Below are 19,275 nucleotides of genomic sequence, written 5' to 3' on the forward strand. Positions count from 1 at the left end.
CGGGGTTTTCCACGTTTTCCCCACCCCCTAATACGGCTGTTTAGTAGTTCTTTTCTTGAAATCATTTCAATCCAGTAGAACGGGGACAGCACGTTGATCTCGGTGCCATTGCACTTCCGGCTCGCCTGTGAAACCTTGGGTGATCTCATTCCCCAGCTGCGGTCACCAACGCGATGAAACTGGTCTGTTCCCAGACGGAACTCAACAGCGCACTTCAGCTGGTCAGTCGTGCTGTGGCGTCCCGTCCCACCCATCCAGTACTCGCGAATGTGCTGCTCACCGCCGATGCCGGCACGGATCGACTGAGCCTCACGGGATTTGACCTCAGCCTGGGGATTCAGACCTCCTTGCCTGCTTCCGTCGACACCAGCGGGGCGGTGACGCTCCCGGCGCGATTGTTCGGCGAGATCGTGTCCCGTCTCTCCAGCGATTCCCCGATCACCCTGACCACCGATGACAGCGGCGAGCAGGTGGAGCTCACCAGCCTGAGCGGGAGCTATCAGATGCGCGGCATGCCGGCTGACGACTTCCCCGACCTGCCTTTGGTGGAAAACGGCACCGCGGTCAAGCTTGATCCGGCTGCTTTGGTTCGTGCACTGCGCAGCACGCTGTTTGCGAGCAGTTCTGATGAAGCCAAGCAGTTGCTCACCGGTGTGCACCTGCGTTTCGATCAAACCCGTCTGGAAGCCGCGTCCACTGATGGGCACCGTCTCGCCGTGCTGAGCGTGGATGATGCTTTACAGGACGCGATTGCCAACGAGGAGGCTCCCGATGCTGAAGGCAGTGCGGGGCTGGCGGTCACCCTCCCTGCCCGCTCCCTGCGTGAGGTGGAGCGTTTGATGGCTGGCTGGAAAGACAGCGATCCTGTCAGTCTCTTCTTCGAGCGTGGCCAGGTGGTGGTTCTGGCCGCTGATCAGATGGTCACCAGCCGCACCCTTGAAGGCACCTATCCCAACTACCGACAGCTGATTCCTGAGTCGTTCAGCCGCACCATGGCCTTGGATCGACGGGCCTTCGTGGCCTCTCTCGAGCGCATTGCAGTACTGGCGGATCAGCACAACAATGTTGTGAGAATCAGCAGTGATCCCAGCAAGGGGCTGATTCAGATTTCAGCTGATGCCCAAGACGTGGGCAGCGGATCGGAGTCTCTTCCCGCACAAATCGAAGGGGAGGAGGTGCAGATTGCCTTCAACGTGCGTTACGTGCTCGACGGCCTCAAAGCCATGGATGCTGAACGCATCGTTCTGTCCTGCAATGCACCGACCACCCCGGCGATTCTCTCGCCGGCGGATGATGGAGCCGGCCTCACCTATCTCGTGATGCCCGTGCAGATTCGCTCCTGAGCCTTGCCCCTGCCCGATCTGTTTCTTCTGAGCGATCTGCTTCGCCATCGCGTGCGCTGCGATCAGGGGTTGGACCATGGACCCGGTGTGATGGCCTGGATGCATCCTCCAGTGCATCGTCTGCTGGGTTGGGTCAGCCGTCCTTCTGCCTTGCGCAACCACCGAGACGTTTGGCGTCTGGATCAGTGTCGCGGCGTGGATGATCAGCAGGTGTATGTGAAAGGTTTCCCGGCGGAGACCGACCAGCTGACCCTGGATCGACTGCCCACGCTGTTGGATGCGGATCTCCTCGATCGGGATGGCGAGCGACTGGGTCAGATCGCTGACCTCGCCTTTGTTCCCACATCCGGTGAAATCCTCTACTACCTCGTCTCCCGCAGCGATCCAAGGCTTCCCGGTAGCAGCCGTTGGCGTCTCAGCCCCGAGCGCATCGTCGACCAGCAACCCGGACGGGTCTCCACAGCCCTGCGCAATCTTGATGATCTTCCCCAGGCTCGCGCCAGCGTCCGTCAGGACTTGGTGCGACGGTCCCGTCACTGGCGTGAGCAGCTCCAGCAGTTCGGTGATCGTGCCGGAGAACGGTTGGAAGGTTGGCTGGAGGAGCCCCCTTGGGAGGAACCCTCTTGGGGGGAACAGCCGCGGCCATCCCCCCAAGAGTCCCGCGAAGCCTGGGATGACGAGGACTGGTCAGAGCCTGGAGAGCCTCGCCGGGATCGATCCCGGTCTGATCACGACGAAGACCCCTGGATCTGAATGCGGAGGGCCTGCAGGCCGTCGGCAACACTGGGAAGAGATGAACGGTTGGCTGTGACTCAGTCCCCTTCAGCAGATGGATCCTTTGATGTGGCCTCTGCACTGCGCCAGGAAGGGCTAACGCAGGAGGATTACATCGAAATTCAGCGCCGCCTTGGGCGAGATCCCAACAGGGCGGAGCTGGGAATGTTCGGCGTGATGTGGTCCGAACATTGCTGCTACCGCAATTCCCGGCCACTCCTGCGTGGTTTTCCCACCGATGGACCTCGCATCCTGGTGGGTCCAGGAGAAAACGCTGGCGTGGTGGACCTGGGGGAGGGTCACCGCCTGGCGTTCAAAATTGAAAGTCATAACCATCCGTCGGCGGTGGAGCCTTTCCAAGGTGCCGCCACAGGGGTGGGAGGGATCCTCCGGGACATCTTCACCATGGGTGCTCGACCGATCGCTTTGCTGAATGCCTTGCGCTTCGGTCCCCTTGATGAACCTGCCACTCGAGGTCTTGTGGAAGGTGTCGTGGCGGGGATCTCCCATTACGGCAATTGCGTCGGGGTGCCGACCGTGGGCGGGGAGGTTGCCTTCGACCCCGCCTATCGCGGCAACCCCCTGGTGAATGCGATGGCTCTGGGTCTCATGGAGACCGATGACATCGTGAAATCGGGGGCCTCCGGTGTGGGCAATCCCGTGGTGTATGTGGGCAGCACCACGGGCCGGGACGGGATGGGCGGTGCCAGCTTCGCCAGTGCCGAGCTCAGCGCCGATTCCCTGGATGATCGCCCTGCGGTGCAAGTGGGCGATCCCTTTCTGGAGAAGGGATTGATTGAGGCTTGCCTCGAAGCCTTCCAGAGTGGGGATGTGGTGGCGGCCCAGGACATGGGCGCTGCGGGTCTCACCTGCAGCTGCTCGGAGATGGCGGCCAAGGGGAATGTGGGGGTGGAGCTGGATCTCGACAGGGTTCCAGCCCGTGAACAGGGCATGACGGCTTACGAGTTCCTGCTGTCTGAATCGCAGGAGCGGATGCTGTTCGTGGTGCAGGCCGGACGGCAGGAGGCGTTGATGCAGCGTTTCCGCCGCTGGGGGTTGCAGGCAGCTGTTGTTGGGCAGGTGCTTGAAGAACCCGTTGTGCGTGTGCTGCAGCACGGATCGGTGGCTGCTGAGGTTCCTGCCCGGGCTCTGGCGGAAGACACCCCGATCAATCAGCACACCTTGATCTCAGAGCCTCCAGAGGACATCCAGCAGCATTGGCGCTGGTTGGAAACGGATCTTCCCTCGGTGTCAAGGGATCACGACTGGGGGGCGGATCTGCTGGCTCTGCTGGATGATCCCACCATTGCCAGCAAACGCTGGGTGTATCGCCAATACGACCAGCAGGTCCTCGCCAACACGGTGGTGCCCGCCGGTGGCGCTGATGCTGCTGTGGTGCGCCTTCGGCCTCAGCAAGGGGATGCGTCGCTTCGGGGGGCGAATCGAGGGGTGGCGGCCACGGTCGACTGCCCCAATCGTTGGGTGGCTCTGGATCCCGAACGGGGGGCGATGGCCGCGGTGGCGGAGGCTGCCCGCAATCTCAGTTGCGTTGGGGCGGTCCCGGTAGCTGTCACCGACAACCTCAATTTTCCGTCTCCGGAAACGCCCAAGGGCTACTGGCAGCTGGCCATGGCCTGCCGAGGTTTATCCGAAGGCTGTCGGGTGTTGGGCACTCCCGTGACCGGGGGAAATGTGTCGCTCTACAACGAAACCCGCGCTGACGACGGCAGCCTGCAACCGATTCATCCCACCCCTGTGGTGGGCATGGTGGGGCTGGTTGAGGACCTTGGCCGGGTGGGTGGCCTGGCCTGGCGTCAAGCGGGCGATGCCGTTGTGCTTCTTGGGGTCTCCAGCGACGAACGCCAGGATGATCGGGTTGGTTTGGCCGGCAGCAGCTATCAGGGGGTGATCCACGGACTGCTGACAGGAAGACCTCCGCGGGTGGATCTCGATCTTGAGCAGCGCGTTCAGGCCCTGGTGCGCCAGGCCTGGGAGCAAGGACTGCTGGCCTCCGCCCACGACAGCAGCGATGGAGGGCTTGCTGTTGCCTTGGCTGAATGTTCGATCGCCTCGGGTCTCGGTGTGGATGGGGCATTGCCTGGCGACGGCGTTGCTCCTGAGCGCCGTCTTTTTGCTGAGGGGGGAGCCCGGATTGTTGTGTCGGTGCGGGCGGAATGCATGGATGCCTGGACCTCCCTGCTCGCTGATGAGGCCCATGCCGCTGTTCCGGTAACCATCCTCGGGGCTGTGGCTGATCACGGACGTTTCCGGCTCTCCCTGGGATCGCAACCCGTGCTGGATCAGGCCGTGCAAACCCTGACGGAGCGTTTTGATCAGGCGCTTCCCCGTCGGCTGGGAACAGCGTGATGCAGAATTCTGAAGGAAATCCGAAGTCGAGGCGGACCGTGCATCAGCTCGAGGCGGAGCGTCCCGATCGGATGGAGGAAGCCTGCGGCGTGTTTGCCGTTCAGGCCTCTGAGCAACCGGTGGCCAACCTGGCTTATTTCGGTCTGTATGCCTTGCAGCACCGCGGCCAGGAGTCCGCGGGCATCGCTGTGTTTAACCAGGGCAAGGTCCGTCTTCATAAAGACATGGGCCTGGTCAGTCAGGTGTTCGATCAAGACGTGCTCGCCCGGATGCCTGGCGATCTCGCCATTGGCCACAACCGTTATTCCACAACTGGCAGCAGCAGGGTCTGCAATGCCCAGCCAGTGGTTCTGATGACGCGCCTCGGTCCCTTTGCGCTGGCCCACAACGGCAATCTGGTCAACGCTGCCGAGTTGCGCGAACGCATTGATGACGGACAGGTGGAATTCACGTCCACCACGGATTCCGAGTTGATTGCGTTTGCTGTTCAGCAGGCTGTGGATCGTGGGCTCGACTGGAAGGCTGCGATCACCTCGGCGGTGTCGCTTTGCCAGGGCGCCTTCAGTTTGGTGATCGGCACTCCGGGAGCGCTCTACGGCCTGCGCGACGGATACGGCATCCGGCCCTTGGTGTTCGGGTCTCTCGGTGAGGAGTCCAGTGGTCAGTGGGTGCTCAGCAGTGAAACCTGTGGGCTCGACATCATCGGGGCCGCCTTCGTTGATGACGTTCAGCCTGGTGAGATCGTCACCTTCCTGCCCGGGGACCCCACCCCGCAAAGGGAGAGCTGGATTGAGCCCACCACGCGCATGTGCGTGTTCGAGATGATTTATTTCGCCAGGCCGGACAGTCGGTTTTTCGGTGAATCGCTGTACAGCTATCGCCAGCGCATCGGTCAGATCCTTGCCAGGGAATCGGCGGTGGAGGCTGATCTGGTCATCGGTGTTCCAGATTCCGGCATCCCCGCTGCGATCGGTTACTCCCAGGCCACAGGACTGCCCTATGCCGATGGTCTGATCAAGAACCGTTACGTCGGTCGTACCTTCATTCAGCCCACCCAAGCGATGCGCGAAGCCGGCATCCGCGTGAAGCTCAATCCCCTTCCCGATGTGCTCAACGGCAAACGCGTTGTGGTGATCGATGATTCGATCGTGCGCGGCACGACCAGTCGCAAGCTTGTTCAGGCCCTTCGCGATGCCGGAGCGACTGAAGTGCACATGCGCATCAGCTCACCACCGGTGACCCATCCCTGCTTCTACGGCATCGATACCGATACCCAGGATCAACTGATCGCTGCCCGCTACACCCTGGAGGAAATTGAGGCCCATCTCAAGGTGGACTCCCTGGCCTATCTCAGCAAGGAAGGAATGGTGGAGGCGGCTGGTGCTGACTCCAAACAGTTCTGTACCGCTTGTTTTGACGGCGATTACCCGGTGCCGATGGATGAGTCGATGCGCTCCAGCAAGCTGATGCTGGAGCCTGCCGGTGTGGCTGCCAACCTGGGTTGAGATCAGCTCAGAAGCGGAACAATCCGCTCGAGCGTTTCGCCGGATTTGAGTGTCAGGTCCTTGGGCTCAGTCGCGAGCAGCCGACCATGACGGCCGGATGAGGTGACGACGCCAACCAGTCCGGAGCCGGTACAAGCCGCACAGAGTCGATCCTCCGGGTCGCGTCCATCCTGTTCGGGTTGCCAACCGATCACACCCAGATCTCCCCGTTGGCAGGCACGCACAGCGTCGCGTGCCAGGGATTTGATTCTTCCTTGGCGGCTGAACAGCAGCAGCGGATCCTGCTGATCGGGATTTGTGGCGACGGCTGCAATCAGGGATTCCCCAGGAAGCAGTCGCATGGTCACGGGACCTTGGGCCAGCTTGCCCATCAAGGGCAGGTTGGCCTCGCTGACCGGGAGATGCAGGACGCGACCGAGATCACTGATCAGAGACAGGGCTCCTCCCTCCTGGCAGATCACGGCTGTTTTGAGTTCAATGCCCTCCTTGAGCTTCACCACACTGGCTGCCCGTCCGGAGAGGTCGAGCAGTTCCTGCATCACTAGCCGTTTGAAACGGCCGTCGCTGCTCAGCAGTCCGAGAGATGAGACCGCTGCCGCGTTGCTGTCAGCCTCTGCATCGGGCAGCTGCAAGACCGACACCACCGGATCTCCCTGCAGAGCCGTGGGCAGGAATCGCTCCAGGCTTCCGGGTTGCTGCCCTGCGAATTCCCAGCGAATCAGTGCAACCCGTCCGCTGGCAGTCACAGCCAGCAGTTTGGCCACGGGTTTGATCGGCAGGATGATTCGGGCCGGAGAAGGCTCATCCCCCAGTGCCGTTGGCTCATTGAGGTGCAGTCGGCCCATCAATTGCGGACTGATGACTTTCACCTGACCGTCGTCTTGGATCAGGATGCGCGAATCGGGAGGGAGGGCCTCGAGGGCCTGGCGGCGCTGCAGTTCAGCATTGGGGCGCTGACTGGCAGCCCGCTCCGCCAGGAGGTGATCTCCCCCTTCCACCAGGCGTGTGCGGCGAGGGGTGGCAAAACGCTTCTTGAGCTGACGCAGTTCCTGAACGAGGGCATCCAGCAGCTGATCGCGGTTGTCAAGGAGCAGCTTCAGGCGTTGGCGTTCCGCTCGCAGCTCCTCCGCTTCCTGCCGGAGGCTTTCCCGCTCCAAACCGGTTAACCGCCGCAGGGGCATGGCCAGCACGGCGTCGGCCTGCCGTTCGCTGAGATCGAGGTGCACCATCAGGCTGGCCCTTGCGGCCGCGGCATCCTGTGCCTCCTGAATCATGGCGATCACCCGCTGCAGGGATTGCAGGGCGGTGATCAAACCCTCCACCACCTCCAGACGGTCTTCCGCTTTGCGCAGGGCATGGCTTGTGCGCCGGATCAGGGTCAGTTCCCGGTAATCGAGGAACGTCTGCAGAAGCCGGCGCAGGGACAACTGCTGGGGTTGGCCATCCACGAGGGCCAGCATGATGGCGCCGAAATTGCTCTGCAGGGATGTCCGGCGTTGGAGATCCTTCAGAACCGCATCGGGATCGGCATCGCGGCGCAGTTCCACCACGACGCGCATTCCTTCGCGGTCGCTTTCATCTCTGATGTCGGCGATGCCGCCGATCTTGCCGTCATTGACCTGTTCAGCGAGCTTTTCAATCCACCCGGCCTTACTCAGCTGGTAGGGCAGTTCGGTCACGATTACCGCATTGCGTTTGTGACGGCCCTTGCCGAGTTGCACCTCTTCCACATGGGCGACACCGCGCATGGGAATGCTTCCGCGACCGCGCAGGTAGGTGTCTCGGACCCCGCTGCCCAACAGCACTTCACCGCCGGTGGGGAAATCGGGTCCAGGGATCAGGCTGAGCAGCTTGTCGTCGCTCAGATCCGGTTTGCGCACCAAGGCGATCAATCCATCCACCACCTCTCCCAGGTTGTGGGGCGGGATGCTGGTGGCCATGCCCACAGCGATGCCTGAACACCCATTCAGGAGAAGAAAGGGAAGCTGGGCAGGCAGAACCGTGGGTTCCTGCTGAGACCCGTCGAAGTTGTTGGCGAAGTCGACGGTGTCGTTGCCGATCTCGTCGAGGAGGCCTTCATGGGCGATCGGCGCCAGGCGGGTCTCCGTGTAGCGCATGGCGGCCGGCGGGTCGTCATCGACCGATCCGAAATTGCCGTGACCATCCAGCAGGGGGTGACGGCTGGAAAAGGTCTGCACCAGACGAACAAGGGCGTCGTAGACCGCCTGATCGCCGTGGGGGTGGTATTTGCCCAGAACATCACCGACGACCCGTGCACATTTGCGATAGGGGCGATCAGGTGTGAGGCCCAGTTCATGCATCGCGTAGAGGATGCGGCGTTGAACCGGTTTCAGTCCATCGCGGACATCAGGCAGCGCCCTGCCCACGATCACGCTCATGGCGTACTCGAGGTAGGAGCGCTGCATCTCTTGATGCAGGGCGATCGGTTGAACGCGCTCCTCGGCCATCCGTTTTGGAATCAAGAAGGCAGAAGGGGCCTCAGCCTACAGATCTTCTTTCGCTTGACCAGCCCAAAGACCGCGGAAAGGGCGGCTATTCATTCAGCCGTTGTGGGATCAGCATTGGCCTCGGCCCGTTCCACGGCTCCTTTCAAAGCTCCTTCCGAGAGCAAGGTTTCCGTGGCTTGACGCAGTTTCAGGCCCCAGAGTTGGTTTTCCTGATGACCCGGGAGGACGTAATTGGGGTCCTCCGCAAGGGCCTTGCGTGCCAGTTCGATCGATTCAGTGTCTCCGGGTTTCTGCTTGTTGAGAGCCGCAGCCAGCGCCAGCATCGGTTCAGCGTTGCGTTTGATCGTGAGCACGGAACGCCAGCGTTTGATCGCTTCGCGCGTGTTGCCCATTTCGAAGAGCACCAGCGCCTGATTGTTGAGCGCCTCCCAAAAACTCGGTTTGATGGTGGTGGCCTGTTCAAAGGCACGCAAGGCCTGGCGCAGGTCGTCCTGCATCACCCGAGCATTGCCGAGATCGAAGTAGGCCCCTGCGTTCTTGGGATCAAGTCGCAAGCCCTCATCCAACAAGTCAATGGCGTCATCGGGGCGGTTGTCCCGTAAAGCCAGGGAGGCTTCCGCGAACCAGAGCCCTGCTTTCCCGGGGTTCAGAGATTTGGCCTTGGCCAGGGATCCCGCTGCAGCCTTGAGTTGATCACTGCGGAGCTGGGCTTCCGCCAGCACCGACCACAGGCGTTCGTCGTTCGGTTGCAGCCGAACAGCCAGAGCTGCCAGACGGGAGGCTTCCTCCGGCTGGCCGAGTCTCAGCAGCTGTGCAGCTGTGCGGCCGATGCCGATGCCTGCACCTTCCAGTTCTTCGGTGCTGGGCGTGTACACGTAGGGGACCAAGGCCCTGGCAGGGGGCGTTGTGGAGGCACCAACCAATCCCAGGGTCAGGGAGAGCACTAGGGACTTCTGCCAGAGCTTCCAGGTACGTGCCGGTCCCATCGTTGAACCCAAAAGTCAGCTCAGGGTAGGTCCGTCATCGAGGCGTGCCGCTTCTGCGTTGCGACGCCACATCCAGGGTTTGATGCGTTTCAGTGCCGACCCTTTCAACCGTTCCGCCCAGTCCTGATCTGTCCAGCTCTGGATGCGTTCCGGGGTCAGATCCAGCAGCCAGGGTCTCGGCTGCAGGTCGGGATCTTCACTGGAGGGCACATCAGCCTGATTGAAGGGGCAGACGTCCTGGCAGATGTCGCATCCGGCCACCCAGGGGCCTAGGGCATTGGCGATCGCTGCTGGAAGCCGCTCACTGCGGTTTTCAATCGTGTGGTAAGCGATGCATCGCCTGGAATCCACCACAAAGGGTTCGGTGATCGCTTGCGTCGGGCAGGCGTCCAGACAGGCACGGCAACGCCCGCACCGGGATGCAGCCGGTTCATCAGCCACGAGGGGTTCCGTGGTCAGCAGATGTCCGATCACCATCCACGACCCTCGCGTGGGGTGAATCACGTTGCTGTGTTTTCCGATCCAGCCCAGCCCAGCTTCCTCAGCCCAAGCCTTATCAAGCAGGGGTTCAGCATCCACGCAGGCCCGCCAGCGGCAGTTCGGTTGTTGATCCTGGAGCCAGCGACCCACTCTCCGCAGGCGCTGGTTCACCACCCGGTGGTAATCGCGGCCCCAGCCGTAGCGAGCCACCGCCAGGCGGTCGTGGCGGCGGTCGTGGGCCACGTGATAGTTCAGCCCAACGGCCAGCACACTTTGGGCTCCGTCCAACAAGGTGTCTGCTGACCGGCGTCGCGGTGCTGCCATCCAGCCCATATCGGCTTGGTGTCCAGCGTCCAGCCAACGTTGCAGAGCCTCCGTGCGCAGGCGCAGGCGAGGACTGCCAGGGAGGGAGGCGATGCCGACGGGTTCAAATCCCTCGGCTCGGGCCCGCTCCTTGAGAGCCAAGCTCAGCTGCGCTCCGACGTCGGGGACGTTCACGAAAACTAACCGTAAAGTTGGGCACCTTTTGACATCGTGACGTGTCTGCTTCCCACCAGGAGTCCTCACCTCGTCTCGCGCCGCTCCTGCGTTGGCTTGGGCTCACCCTGGTTCTGCTTCTCGCTCTGCAGATCGGTGTGGTGCTCAGCGCTGCGGATTGGAGTGATGAGGTTTACCAGCAGCTCCTCATTGAGCGGTTGGTCAATCAGGCGCCGATGGGATTCATCGGTCTGTTGCTCATGCTCATCGCGTCGCGGTTGGATCAGCCCGGATCAGCGCGTCCGCCGATCCGGATCGTGGTCTGCATTCTTTCGGCACTGATGGCTCTGGCCATGATCGCCGTGATTCCCCTTGGCATCAGTGGCAATCAGTCCCTCTCCGGTGAAGCCGACCAAAGCCTGAACCAGAAGCGAGGGCAGTTGGAGATGGCAAGACAGCAGTCCGCCAATCCCGACAACGTGAAGATTCTCGGTGAGCAGCTTGCCCAGGCCGGTCAGCTTCCCGCTGATGCAACCGATGAGGACAAGACCAAGGCGGCGCAGGAGTTCATCGACAATCAGTTGTCACAGATGGATCAGCAGATCCAGCAGGCCGAGCGCCAGCGCAATCTGGCCGTGAATCAGCGACGGTTCGGCGGCACCTTCAGTGCGGTGGTGCTTGCTGTGGCTCTGGCACTGCTGGCTGTAGCCGCTGTGCTCTGATCGCTGGTTAGGTTGGTTGCACACGTTGGCCGCAGGCCCCGGGCGTTCCTTGGTCCAGTCCAATCCAAGACCTGATCAGCCACTTGGCGCCAGGCTTCAACAGGATCTCAAGAATGACCTGATCGCAGGTCTGCTTGTGGTGATTCCTTTGGCAACCACGATCTGGCTGGCCACGATCGTCAGTCGCTTCGTGCTGGCCTTTCTCACGTCGATCCCCAAGCAGTTCAATCCGTTCATCACGCTCAATCCGCTTCTGCAGGATCTGATCAACCTGGCTCTCGGGCTCACGGTTCCTTTGCTCGGAATCCTGTTGATCGGTCTGATGGCTCGAAACATCGTCGGGCGTTGGTTGCTTGAGTTCGGTGAAGGAACCCTCCTGCGCATTCCCTTGGCGGGATCGGTTTACAAAACCCTCAAACAACTGCTTGAGACTTTTCTGCGCGATAACTCCCAACGCTTCCGAAGGGTTGTGCTTGTGGAATATCCCAGGGAGGGTCTCTACAGCGTTGGGTTTGTCACCGGAGAAGTCGGCCCTTCGCTGCAGTCAGAACTGGAAGAGCGCTTGCTGAGTGTGTTTATTCCCACTGCACCCAATCCCACCACCGGTTGGTACACCCTCGTCCCTGAATCGTCTGTAAGGGATCTGGATCTTTCCGTTGAGGATGCGTTCAAAACGATCATTTCCGCTGGAATCGTGAATCCTGACGCCCGGGAAGCGCCTGCCGGCCGCAGCTTTTCGAGCCTGATCGCCCAGCTCAGAGCCTCTGTGGCACCCTCCTCCTCCTGAGTCGTTCGTTAACGATCCATGCAGACCCGTTCCCTCTCCCGAGAGCTCGCCCTCCTCGTTCTCAGCCAGTGCGCAGAGCGGGATCGCTCTCTGTCTGTGGAGTCTCTCGAGGCGCTTCTGCAGAAGGCTCTGGAGAGTTTGATGCAGCATTGGCGCGAGGTTCTCGATCGCTGCGCCGCTGATCTCGAGAAAGCCCAGCAATCGTTACTGGACAGCGAGCTGCAGGAGGGATCAACGGCTGCAGTCATGCCGGTTCGCGAGCATCTGCGTGACTCCTTAACCAGCGCGGAGCAAGTGTTGAACGGTCTCTCCGCCAGCCTTGAATTGCCCCGATTGTTGGCCTTGGCTGATCAGGAGATGGTGCAAAAGGAGGCGATGCGCAGGATTCAACTGGTTCTCGATGCCCGTCCATCCCTGGATGATCAGCTCGACAGCGTGATGGAAGGCTGGCGTTTGAGCCGTCTTCCCCGCATCGACCGCGACATCCTTCGTCTTGCTGTTGTTGATCTGCAGTCGATGAAGACGCCAGCGTCCGTTGCTTGCAATGAAGCTGTTGAGCTCGCCAACCGCTACAGCGATGAGCAAGGTCGCCGCATGATCAATGGGGTGCTGCGCCGCCTGCAGAATGCCTCTTCCCAGGCAGTGTCCTGACCCCCATGGTCTACGACTGGTTCAACCGGCAGTCTGAGGCTGCTCCAACCCCACCTCCAGCTGATGCCGACGCGTCAGCGCAGGAACCGCAGCAGGACGCGGCCGCCAGTGCGGATGACGATCCTCTGGAGTGGGCACGGCAGGCCTACGCCCGTTTGAAAGCTCAGAAGGAGCAGGCGAACGCGACCCCTGCGGCACCCCAATCCGACTCCCCGGCAGAGCCAGAGACCAAGCCCGAGCCTGAACCAGAGCCAGCGCCAGCGCCAGCGCCAGCCGAACCCGAGCCAACACCTGTGGCTGGTTTGTCTTTGCTCGAGCAGGCCGCGGCCCAACGCCAGGAACGACAGCAGCAGCTCGAACAAGAGCCGCAGGTTGCTCAGCAACCGGTCGCCGAGCAACCGGTTGCTGCTGCAAGCGTTGAAGTGGATCGCGAGCAGGACGAGCCCAGTCTCGGCGCGTTCGACGACACCTTCACCTGGTCGGCGGAGGTGTTGGCCGCCCAGGGTCGTGAGGCAGAGCAGGTCACCCTCGAGGAGATCGACTGGCTCGGTCGCTTGCGCCAAGGCCTTGAGAAAACCCGCCAGGGTTTTGTCTCCGGGCTTCTGGAGAACTTGGGTGATGACCCCCTCACCCCGGAGGTGCTCGATGATCTGGAGTCGTTGCTGCTTCGTGCCGACGCTGGCGTGAAGGCCACCGATCAGGTGCTGGATGCTCTGCGCAAGCGCATGAACGAGCAGGTGGTGGACCCGAGCGAAGGCATCCGCTTTCTCAAGGAGCAGCTTCGGGATCTCTTAGAGGCTCCGATCAAGTCCAGCGGCGTGGATCTTTTGGCCCCTCAGCGCGGTCAGCTGAACGTTTGGCTGATGGTGGGTGTGAATGGCGTGGGGAAGACCACAACCCTCGGCAAGCTGGCCAACCTGGCGGTGCGTAGCGGCTATTCCGCCATGATTGCCGCCGCTGATACGTTCCGGGCGGCTGCGGTTCAGCAGGTGCAGGTTTGGGGTGATCGCAGTGATGTTCCTGTGGTGGCTAACCCATCGGACAATGCGGATCCTGCAGCTGTGGTGTTTGATGCCATCGGGGCCGCCCGGTCGAAGGGCACGGATCTGGTGCTTGTGGACACCGCTGGCCGCCTGCAGACCAAACACAACCTGATGGAAGAGCTCAACAAGATCCGGCGGGTTGTGGATCGATTGGCTCCTGATGCAACTGTGGAATCCCTGCTTGTGCTCGATGCCAGCCAAGGCCAGAACGGTCTCAAACAAGCGATGGCCTTTGCGCGTGCCGCCGGGTTGACCGGGGTGGTCATCACCAAACTCGATGGCACGGCCCGAGGGGGTGTTGCTCTCGCTGTTGCCTCCGAAGCCGGGCTCCCGATCCGTTTCATCGGTGCCGGTGAAGGAATCCGTGATTTGCGGCCGTTCAACAGTTTTGAATTCGTGGAAGCTTTGCTCGCCTCTCGCTGAGTGCTCGCTTGCCCTCGGGCTGCAGTTACCGGTAGTAAACCTTGCTACGTTGCGGGTCCTGCCATGGTGATGCTGTGAGCAGCAAGCCACCACGGCGACATCCGGCCTCTCCTGCCCGTAGTGCCAGTCAGCAGCCCCTGACGGCCACGGCGTCCTTGCGTCAGCTGCTCGACAGCTTGGTTCGTGAACAACGTTCCAACCAAGAGCTGTTGGTGTCGCTCGGTTTTGCGTTGCGCAGTTTCACCAACCTCAACCGTTTTCTCGAACTGGTTCCGGTGGTGGCAGCGCGTCTGGTTGGTGTGGAAGGCGCACTGCTCGTGCCGTTTCAGGGGGATGGTCGCCTCTGGGCCGATCAGATTCAGATGCTCCCCGGCGTGCGTTCAGAGTCGCTGCTCCAAACGTTGAGCCAGCATGAACCTGGCCGGTCTGCAGGGTTCGGTTCCGATGACGCCCTTGTGCTGGCGCTGGATCGCCTGGTTCAGGGTCAGCTGGGCTCCTCTGGACTGTTTGCCACCTCTGTGGTGGCGAGGGGCCGGCAGCGCGGTCGTCTTTATGTGTTCGAGCCCAAAGGATCGCTGGTGTGGAGCGATGTGCATCGCCGGCAGGTGCAACTGGTTGCTGACCTCACCGGAGTCGCGATCGAAAATGACCAGATGCTGCAGGAAGCCAGGCGCCATGAGCGCGTGGATCGTCAGCTCAGCATCGGTGCGGAGATCCAGGCGCAGCTTCTGCCGGATCATTGCCCGGTGATTGAAGGGGTGGAACTGGCGGCGCGCTGTCGGCCGGCGTTTCAAGTGGGAGGCGACTACTACGACTTCATCCCCATGCGCCCGGAGTTAATTGGACGCCGCCGTGAACGGGGTCGCTGGGCCTTGGTGATGGGTGATGTGATGGGCAAGGGGGTGCCTGCGGGTCTCCTGATGACCATGCTGCGCGGCATGTTGCGCGCTGAGGTGCTGAGCGGATTGCCGCCGGATCGCATTCTTCACGATCTCAATCAGCTGGCTCTTGAGGATCTGTCTCAGTCCCATCGCTTCGTGACCCTGTTTTATTCGGATTTCGATCCGCGCTCCCGGCGCTTGCGCTTTGCTAACGCGGCCCACAATCCGCCTTTGATCTGGCGCGCTCAGCAACGCACGATCAGCCGTTTGGATGCGCCGGGGTTGTTGATCGGTCTGCAGCCCGAGGCGGATTACGGCACTGGCTCCGTTGTGTTGGAACCTGGAGATGTGCTGCTCTATTACACCGATGGTGTCACTGAAGCTCCAGGGATCACAGGGGATCGCTTTGACGAGGCAAGGCTGATTCGCAGCCTGGAATCAGCCTGCCGCTCTGGCACGGGGTCTCAGGGCATTCTCGATCAGTTGTTCGACCGCCTGGATCGTTTCGTTGGCGCCGATCGTCAGCTGGAAGACGATGCCTCCATGGTGGTGTTAAAGGTGCGCGAGGAGGTGATGCTGCCTTCAGTTCCCCGTTCTCCGGCCTGACAAGCTGTGGAGATCTGAGCAGAGGTGAGCGATGGCTGGCGGAGTGACAGGAGGAGGCTCCGCAACCTGGAGTGATCGTTTCGAGCAGGGATTGCATCCAGCGATCGAGCGTTTCAATGCCTCCATCGGTTTCGACATCACCCTTCTGCAGGAGGATCTCGATGGATCCATGGCCCATGCCCGTATGCTCGCGCAGTGTGGTGTGATCCGTGAAGCTGAGGCGGATCAACTCTGCGGTGGCTTGGAGCAGATTCGGGCCGAGGCAGCTGAGGGCCGTTTCCAGCCAGGCCTGGACGATGAGGATGTGCACTTCGCCGTGGAGCGCCGGCTGATCGCTCTCCTGGGACCTGTCGGTAAGAAATTGCATACCGGCCGCAGTCGCAATGACCAGGTGGGCACGGATCTGCGCCTCTGGCTGCGGCGACGCATTGATGAACTCATTCCCCAGGTGAAGACGTTTCAACGGGCTCTTCTGCGTCAGGCCCTGAGCCATCGTCGGACCTTGATTCCCGGTTACACCCATCTGCAGCGGGCGCAACCGGTTTGTCTGGCCCATCACCTGCTGGCTTATGTGGAGATGCTGGAGCGGGATCGTCAGCGTCTTGAGGATGTGCGCAAACGGGTGAATGTTTCACCGCTCGGTGCCGCGGCGCTGGCGGGAACGCCCGTGCCCATCGACCGGCGCAGCACGGCCGCGGCTCTTGGTTTTGACGGCCTCTATGCCAACAGCCTTGATGCCGTGAGCGACAGGGATTTTGCGGTGGAGTTCTCGGCGGCCATGTCTTTGGTGATGGTGCATCTCAGCCGCCTTGGGGAAGAGGTGATCTTCTGGGCTTCCGAGGAATGCGGCTTTGTTCGGCTCAGTGATCGCTGCGCGACGGGCAGCAGCCTGATGCCTCAGAAAAAAAATCCCGATGTTCCCGAGTTGGTGAGGGGAAAGTGCGGACGGGTGTTTGGTCATCTCCAGGGCTTGCTCACGATGATCAAGGGCCTTCCCCTGGCTTACAACAAGGATTTTCAGGAAGACAAGGAGGCCCTGTTCGACGTGGTCTCCACCGGTTCTCAGTGCCTGGAAGCGATGACGATCTTGATGGACGAGGGCCTCAGCTTCCGGGAGGACCGTTTGGAAGCTGCGGTGGCTGCTGATTTCTCCAATGCCACCGATGTGGCCGATTACCTCGTGGCCCGCCAGGTTCCCTTCCGGGAGGCCTATCAGATCGTCGGCTCTGTTGTGAAACAGTGTCTGAGCGAGGGGGTGTTGTTGCGCGACCTCAGCCTCGAGCGCTGGCAGAGCTTTCATCCGGCGATTGAATCCGATCTCTATGACGCATTGGCTCCGCGCCAGGTTGTGGCGGCGCGCACCAGTGAGGGCGGAACTGGCTTCGATCGTGTGGAGGAACAGTTATCGGCCTGGAGTGAGCGCTTGGACTTAGCGAATGGATGAACATTTCGCGTGGACGGGTCTACGCTGAACAAGCCGGAGGTGCCGCGTTCCTTCACCGGATCTTGACCCGATGGCTTGTCTGATCCCCAGGGTCACTTTCATTCAGGTTCATCAGGAACGTGAGCATTTTTGTAGGCAATTTGCCCTTCCGCGCTGAGCAGGAAGACGTCATTGAATTGTTCGCTGCCTTTGGAGAGGTCACGAACTGTGCCCTCCCCCTGGAGCGCGACACCGGCCGCAAACGTGGTTTTGCTTTTGTGGAGATGGCTGATGACGCGGCCGAGGCCGCGGCCATCGAAGCCCTCCAGGGTGCGGAGCTGATGGGCCGTCCCCTGCGCATCAACAAAGCGGAGCCCCGCGGCAGCGCACCCCGTCGTGGCGGTGGTGGCTACGGCGGCGGTGGCGGTGGCTATCGCGGCGGCGGCGGTGGTTACGGAGGCGGTGGCGGTTACGGCGGCGGTGGAGAACGCCGTTCGGGCGCCCGAGGTTGGGAAGATCGCAGTTACGGCGGTGGAGCCTCTGGTGGTGGTGGCTACGGCGGTGGCGGTGGCGGCTACAACGATGGCGGCGGTGGCGGAGATGACGGCCGCAGCCGGCGCCGGCGTGGTGGAGCTGCACCCAGTGAGGGTGGTGGATTCAACGATGGCGGTTACGGCGGCGGCGGTGGAGATGACTACGGCGGTTACGGCGGCGCTGAAGGCTGAGCTCCTTGTGCTGCCTCGTTAGAGCCCGGCATCGATCAGCTGCCGGGCTGAGGCCTCCAGCACCGTGAGATCGGCGCCGCTGCGCTGTGCCTTTTGGCCCAGGTCACGGCGCCAGTGACGGGCTCCGGGAACGCCTTCCACCAGTTGCACGAGATGGCGGCCAATGTCCCAGAGCCGGCCTCCGCGTTGCAGGTGGCGTTCGGCGTGGGGAATCAGGCCGATCAGCACATCCGATGCCCGCACGGTTTGCGGGGCATCGCCATAGATCAGCGTGTCGACTGAAGCCCAACGCAAGGGGTGGGCGTAGGCCGCACGACCCACCATGGCTCCATCACAGTGCTGCAGGGCATCAAGGCATTGTTCCGGCGTGTCGAGGCCTCCGTTCAGTTCGATCGTGAGCTGCGGTCTGCGCGCTTTCAGGGCGATCACCCGGTCGTGCTGCAAGGGCGGAATCGTGCGGTTCTGTTTGGGGTCGAGACCCTCCAGCCACGCTTTGCGCGCATGCACGCTGAAGCGAGAGGCTCCGGCATCGGCCACCCGGTCCACGAAGGCCGTGAGCAGGTCGTCGCTGTCGAGATCATCGATGCCCACACGGTGCTTCACCGTGACGGGCCGATCGCTGGCCGACACCATCGCCTCTACGCACTGCGCCACTCGCTCGGGTTCCGCCATCAGACAGGCACCGAAATTGCCGGCCTGCACCCGCGGGCTGGGGCAGCCCACATTCAGGTTGATCTCGTCGTAGCCCCAGTCTGCGGCCATGCGGGTGGCTTCGGCCAGCAGCTGGGGGTCATCGCCTCCCACCTGCAGAACAATCGGATGTTCTTCTGGATCGAAACCGAGCAGTCGTTCCCTGCGGTTGCTGTGGTGCAGCGCCTGGGCCACCACCATTTCGCTGTAGAGCAGTGAACGGCGGCTGATCTGTCGCATCAACTGGCGGAAATGCCGGTCGGTGCAGTCCAGCATCGGGGCGACGCTGAAACGCCAGGGGGGTTCCCGATCGGCATCGGTGAGGGAATCCATCCCTCCATGGTGCCTGTCCCTGGGGTTCGGTTTGCTTAGAACGGATGGAACACAGCTGAGATGACAGCGATGACTCCCACCGTTGAGCAGTGGTTGTTGAGCCGCCGGTCCCTGATGGTGGCGATGGCAGCGAGTTTGTTTGGCGTGTTCAGGGCTCCAGATCGGGTGTTGGCGGCTTCCAAAGCCTCGGATGCGGCCTGGGATCTGACGGACGCAGACTGGAAGAAGCGCCTCACACCGGAGGCCTATTCGGTGTTGCGCAAGGAGGGCACGGAACGTCCGTTCACGAGCGCGTTGAACAACGAGAAGCGAACCGGCACGTATCACTGCGCCGGTTGCGACATGCCCTTGTTCTCCTCCAACGCCAAGTTCGACAGTGGCACCGGCTGGCCCAGTTTCTTTGAGCCTCTACCCGGTGCGATCGCTACGAAAGTAGATTTCAAACTGATCGTTCCGCGCACGGAATACCACTGCAGCCGCTGCGGCGGACACCAGGGCCATGTGTTCAATGACGGCCCCCGGCCAACCGGTAAGCGCTACTGCAACAACGGCGTTGCCCTGCGCTTCCAGCCTGCTTGATCTGATCGTTGT

The 19,275-nt window shown here is 61.8% G+C and carries 16 protein-coding genes; 12 read left to right on the forward strand and 4 right to left on the reverse strand.

Features of this window, described 5'->3' with window-relative positions; translation table 11 throughout:
- Positions 1 to 173 precede the first annotated feature (173 nt).
- The 4 genes from dnaN (at position 174) to purF (ending at position 5,989) form a co-directional block, all read left to right on the forward strand.
- Positions 174 to 1,343: a DNA polymerase III subunit beta gene (gene dnaN, locus SynBMKMC1_RS00005; RefSeq protein WP_186472247.1), complete on the forward strand. Its 1,170-nt coding sequence runs from the start codon at positions 174 to 176 to the stop codon at positions 1,341 to 1,343.
- Positions 1,344 to 1,346: 3 nt separating this feature from the next.
- Positions 1,347 to 2,096, forward strand: a complete 750-nt coding sequence (locus tag SynBMKMC1_RS00010; RefSeq protein ID WP_186472248.1) for an RNA methyltransferase — start codon at positions 1,347 to 1,349, stop codon at positions 2,094 to 2,096.
- Between the two features lie 90 nt (positions 2,097 to 2,186).
- A complete protein-coding gene (gene purL / locus SynBMKMC1_RS00015; RefSeq protein WP_370593960.1) occupies positions 2,187 to 4,484 on the forward strand; it encodes a phosphoribosylformylglycinamidine synthase subunit PurL in 2,298 nt (765 codons plus the stop codon).
- The gene (gene purF / locus SynBMKMC1_RS00020) at positions 4,484 to 5,989 is read left to right on the forward strand and encodes an amidophosphoribosyltransferase (protein WP_186472250.1); all 1,506 of its coding nucleotides are present in this window, start codon (positions 4,484 to 4,486) and stop codon (positions 5,987 to 5,989) included. Before purL ends, purF begins: the two co-directional genes overlap by 1 nt.
- A gap of 2 nt (positions 5,990 to 5,991) precedes the next feature.
- Here purF and SynBMKMC1_RS00025 read toward each other — a convergent pair whose 3' ends face one another.
- From SynBMKMC1_RS00025 to queG, 3 genes are all read right to left on the reverse strand, one after another.
- Positions 5,992 to 8,457, reverse strand: a complete 2,466-nt coding sequence (locus SynBMKMC1_RS00025; RefSeq protein ID WP_186472251.1) for a DNA topoisomerase (ATP-hydrolyzing) subunit A — start codon at positions 8,455 to 8,457, stop codon at positions 5,992 to 5,994.
- 89 nt (positions 8,458 to 8,546) lie between these two features.
- Positions 8,547 to 9,443 (reverse strand): tetratricopeptide repeat protein, encoded by an 897-nt coding sequence (locus SynBMKMC1_RS00030; RefSeq protein ID WP_011931941.1) that lies wholly within the window; start codon positions 9,441 to 9,443, stop codon positions 8,547 to 8,549.
- 15 nt (positions 9,444 to 9,458) lie between these two features.
- On the reverse strand, positions 9,459 to 10,421 hold the full coding sequence (gene queG, locus SynBMKMC1_RS00035; RefSeq protein WP_186472252.1) for a tRNA epoxyqueuosine(34) reductase QueG: 963 nt from the start codon (positions 10,419 to 10,421) through the stop codon (positions 9,459 to 9,461).
- A gap of 41 nt (positions 10,422 to 10,462) precedes the next feature.
- Between queG and SynBMKMC1_RS00040 the strand changes: the two genes are divergently transcribed.
- The 7 genes from SynBMKMC1_RS00040 (at position 10,463) to SynBMKMC1_RS00070 (ending at position 17,661) form a co-directional block, all read left to right on the forward strand.
- Positions 10,463 to 11,122, forward strand: coding sequence for an HpsJ family protein (locus SynBMKMC1_RS00040; RefSeq protein WP_186472253.1), 660 nt, complete (start codon positions 10,463 to 10,465; stop codon positions 11,120 to 11,122).
- 49 nt (positions 11,123 to 11,171) lie between these two features.
- The gene (locus SynBMKMC1_RS00045) at positions 11,172 to 11,909 is read left to right on the forward strand and encodes a DUF502 domain-containing protein (protein ID WP_041428714.1); all 738 of its coding nucleotides are present in this window, start codon (positions 11,172 to 11,174) and stop codon (positions 11,907 to 11,909) included.
- An 18-nt stretch (positions 11,910 to 11,927) separates the two neighbouring features.
- Positions 11,928 to 12,560 carry a transcription antitermination factor NusB gene (gene nusB, locus SynBMKMC1_RS00050; RefSeq protein ID WP_186472254.1) on the forward strand — a complete coding sequence of 211 codons (633 nt, stop codon included), beginning with the start codon at positions 11,928 to 11,930 and terminating at the stop codon, positions 12,558 to 12,560.
- Positions 12,561 to 12,565: 5 nt separating this feature from the next.
- Entirely contained in the window at positions 12,566 to 14,026 is a 1,461-nt protein-coding gene (ftsY, locus tag SynBMKMC1_RS00055; protein ID WP_186472255.1) for a signal recognition particle-docking protein FtsY, read from the forward strand.
- A 74-nt stretch (positions 14,027 to 14,100) separates the two neighbouring features.
- Positions 14,101 to 15,513: a PP2C family protein-serine/threonine phosphatase gene (locus tag SynBMKMC1_RS00060; RefSeq protein ID WP_186472256.1), complete on the forward strand. Its 1,413-nt coding sequence runs from the start codon at positions 14,101 to 14,103 to the stop codon at positions 15,511 to 15,513.
- A 31-nt stretch (positions 15,514 to 15,544) separates the two neighbouring features.
- On the forward strand, positions 15,545 to 16,957 hold the full coding sequence (gene argH / locus SynBMKMC1_RS00065) for an argininosuccinate lyase (protein WP_186472257.1): 1,413 nt from the start codon (positions 15,545 to 15,547) through the stop codon (positions 16,955 to 16,957).
- A gap of 119 nt (positions 16,958 to 17,076) precedes the next feature.
- A complete protein-coding gene (locus SynBMKMC1_RS00070) occupies positions 17,077 to 17,661 on the forward strand; it encodes an RNA-binding protein (RefSeq protein WP_186472258.1) in 585 nt (194 codons plus the stop codon).
- 18 nt (positions 17,662 to 17,679) lie between these two features.
- On the opposite strand, the gene dusA is transcribed toward SynBMKMC1_RS00070, so the two are convergent.
- The gene (dusA, locus tag SynBMKMC1_RS00075) at positions 17,680 to 18,684 is read right to left on the reverse strand and encodes a tRNA dihydrouridine(20/20a) synthase DusA (RefSeq protein ID WP_011931950.1); all 1,005 of its coding nucleotides are present in this window, start codon (positions 18,682 to 18,684) and stop codon (positions 17,680 to 17,682) included.
- A 60-nt stretch (positions 18,685 to 18,744) separates the two neighbouring features.
- Between dusA and msrB the strand changes: the two genes are divergently transcribed.
- The gene (gene msrB / locus SynBMKMC1_RS00080) at positions 18,745 to 19,263 is read left to right on the forward strand and encodes a peptide-methionine (R)-S-oxide reductase MsrB (protein WP_186472259.1); all 519 of its coding nucleotides are present in this window, start codon (positions 18,745 to 18,747) and stop codon (positions 19,261 to 19,263) included.
- Positions 19,264 to 19,275: the final 12 nt, after the last annotated feature.

The organism is Synechococcus sp. BMK-MC-1, assembly GCF_014279955.1.
Taxonomy (GTDB): domain Bacteria; phylum Cyanobacteriota; class Cyanobacteriia; order PCC-6307; family Cyanobiaceae; genus Synechococcus_C.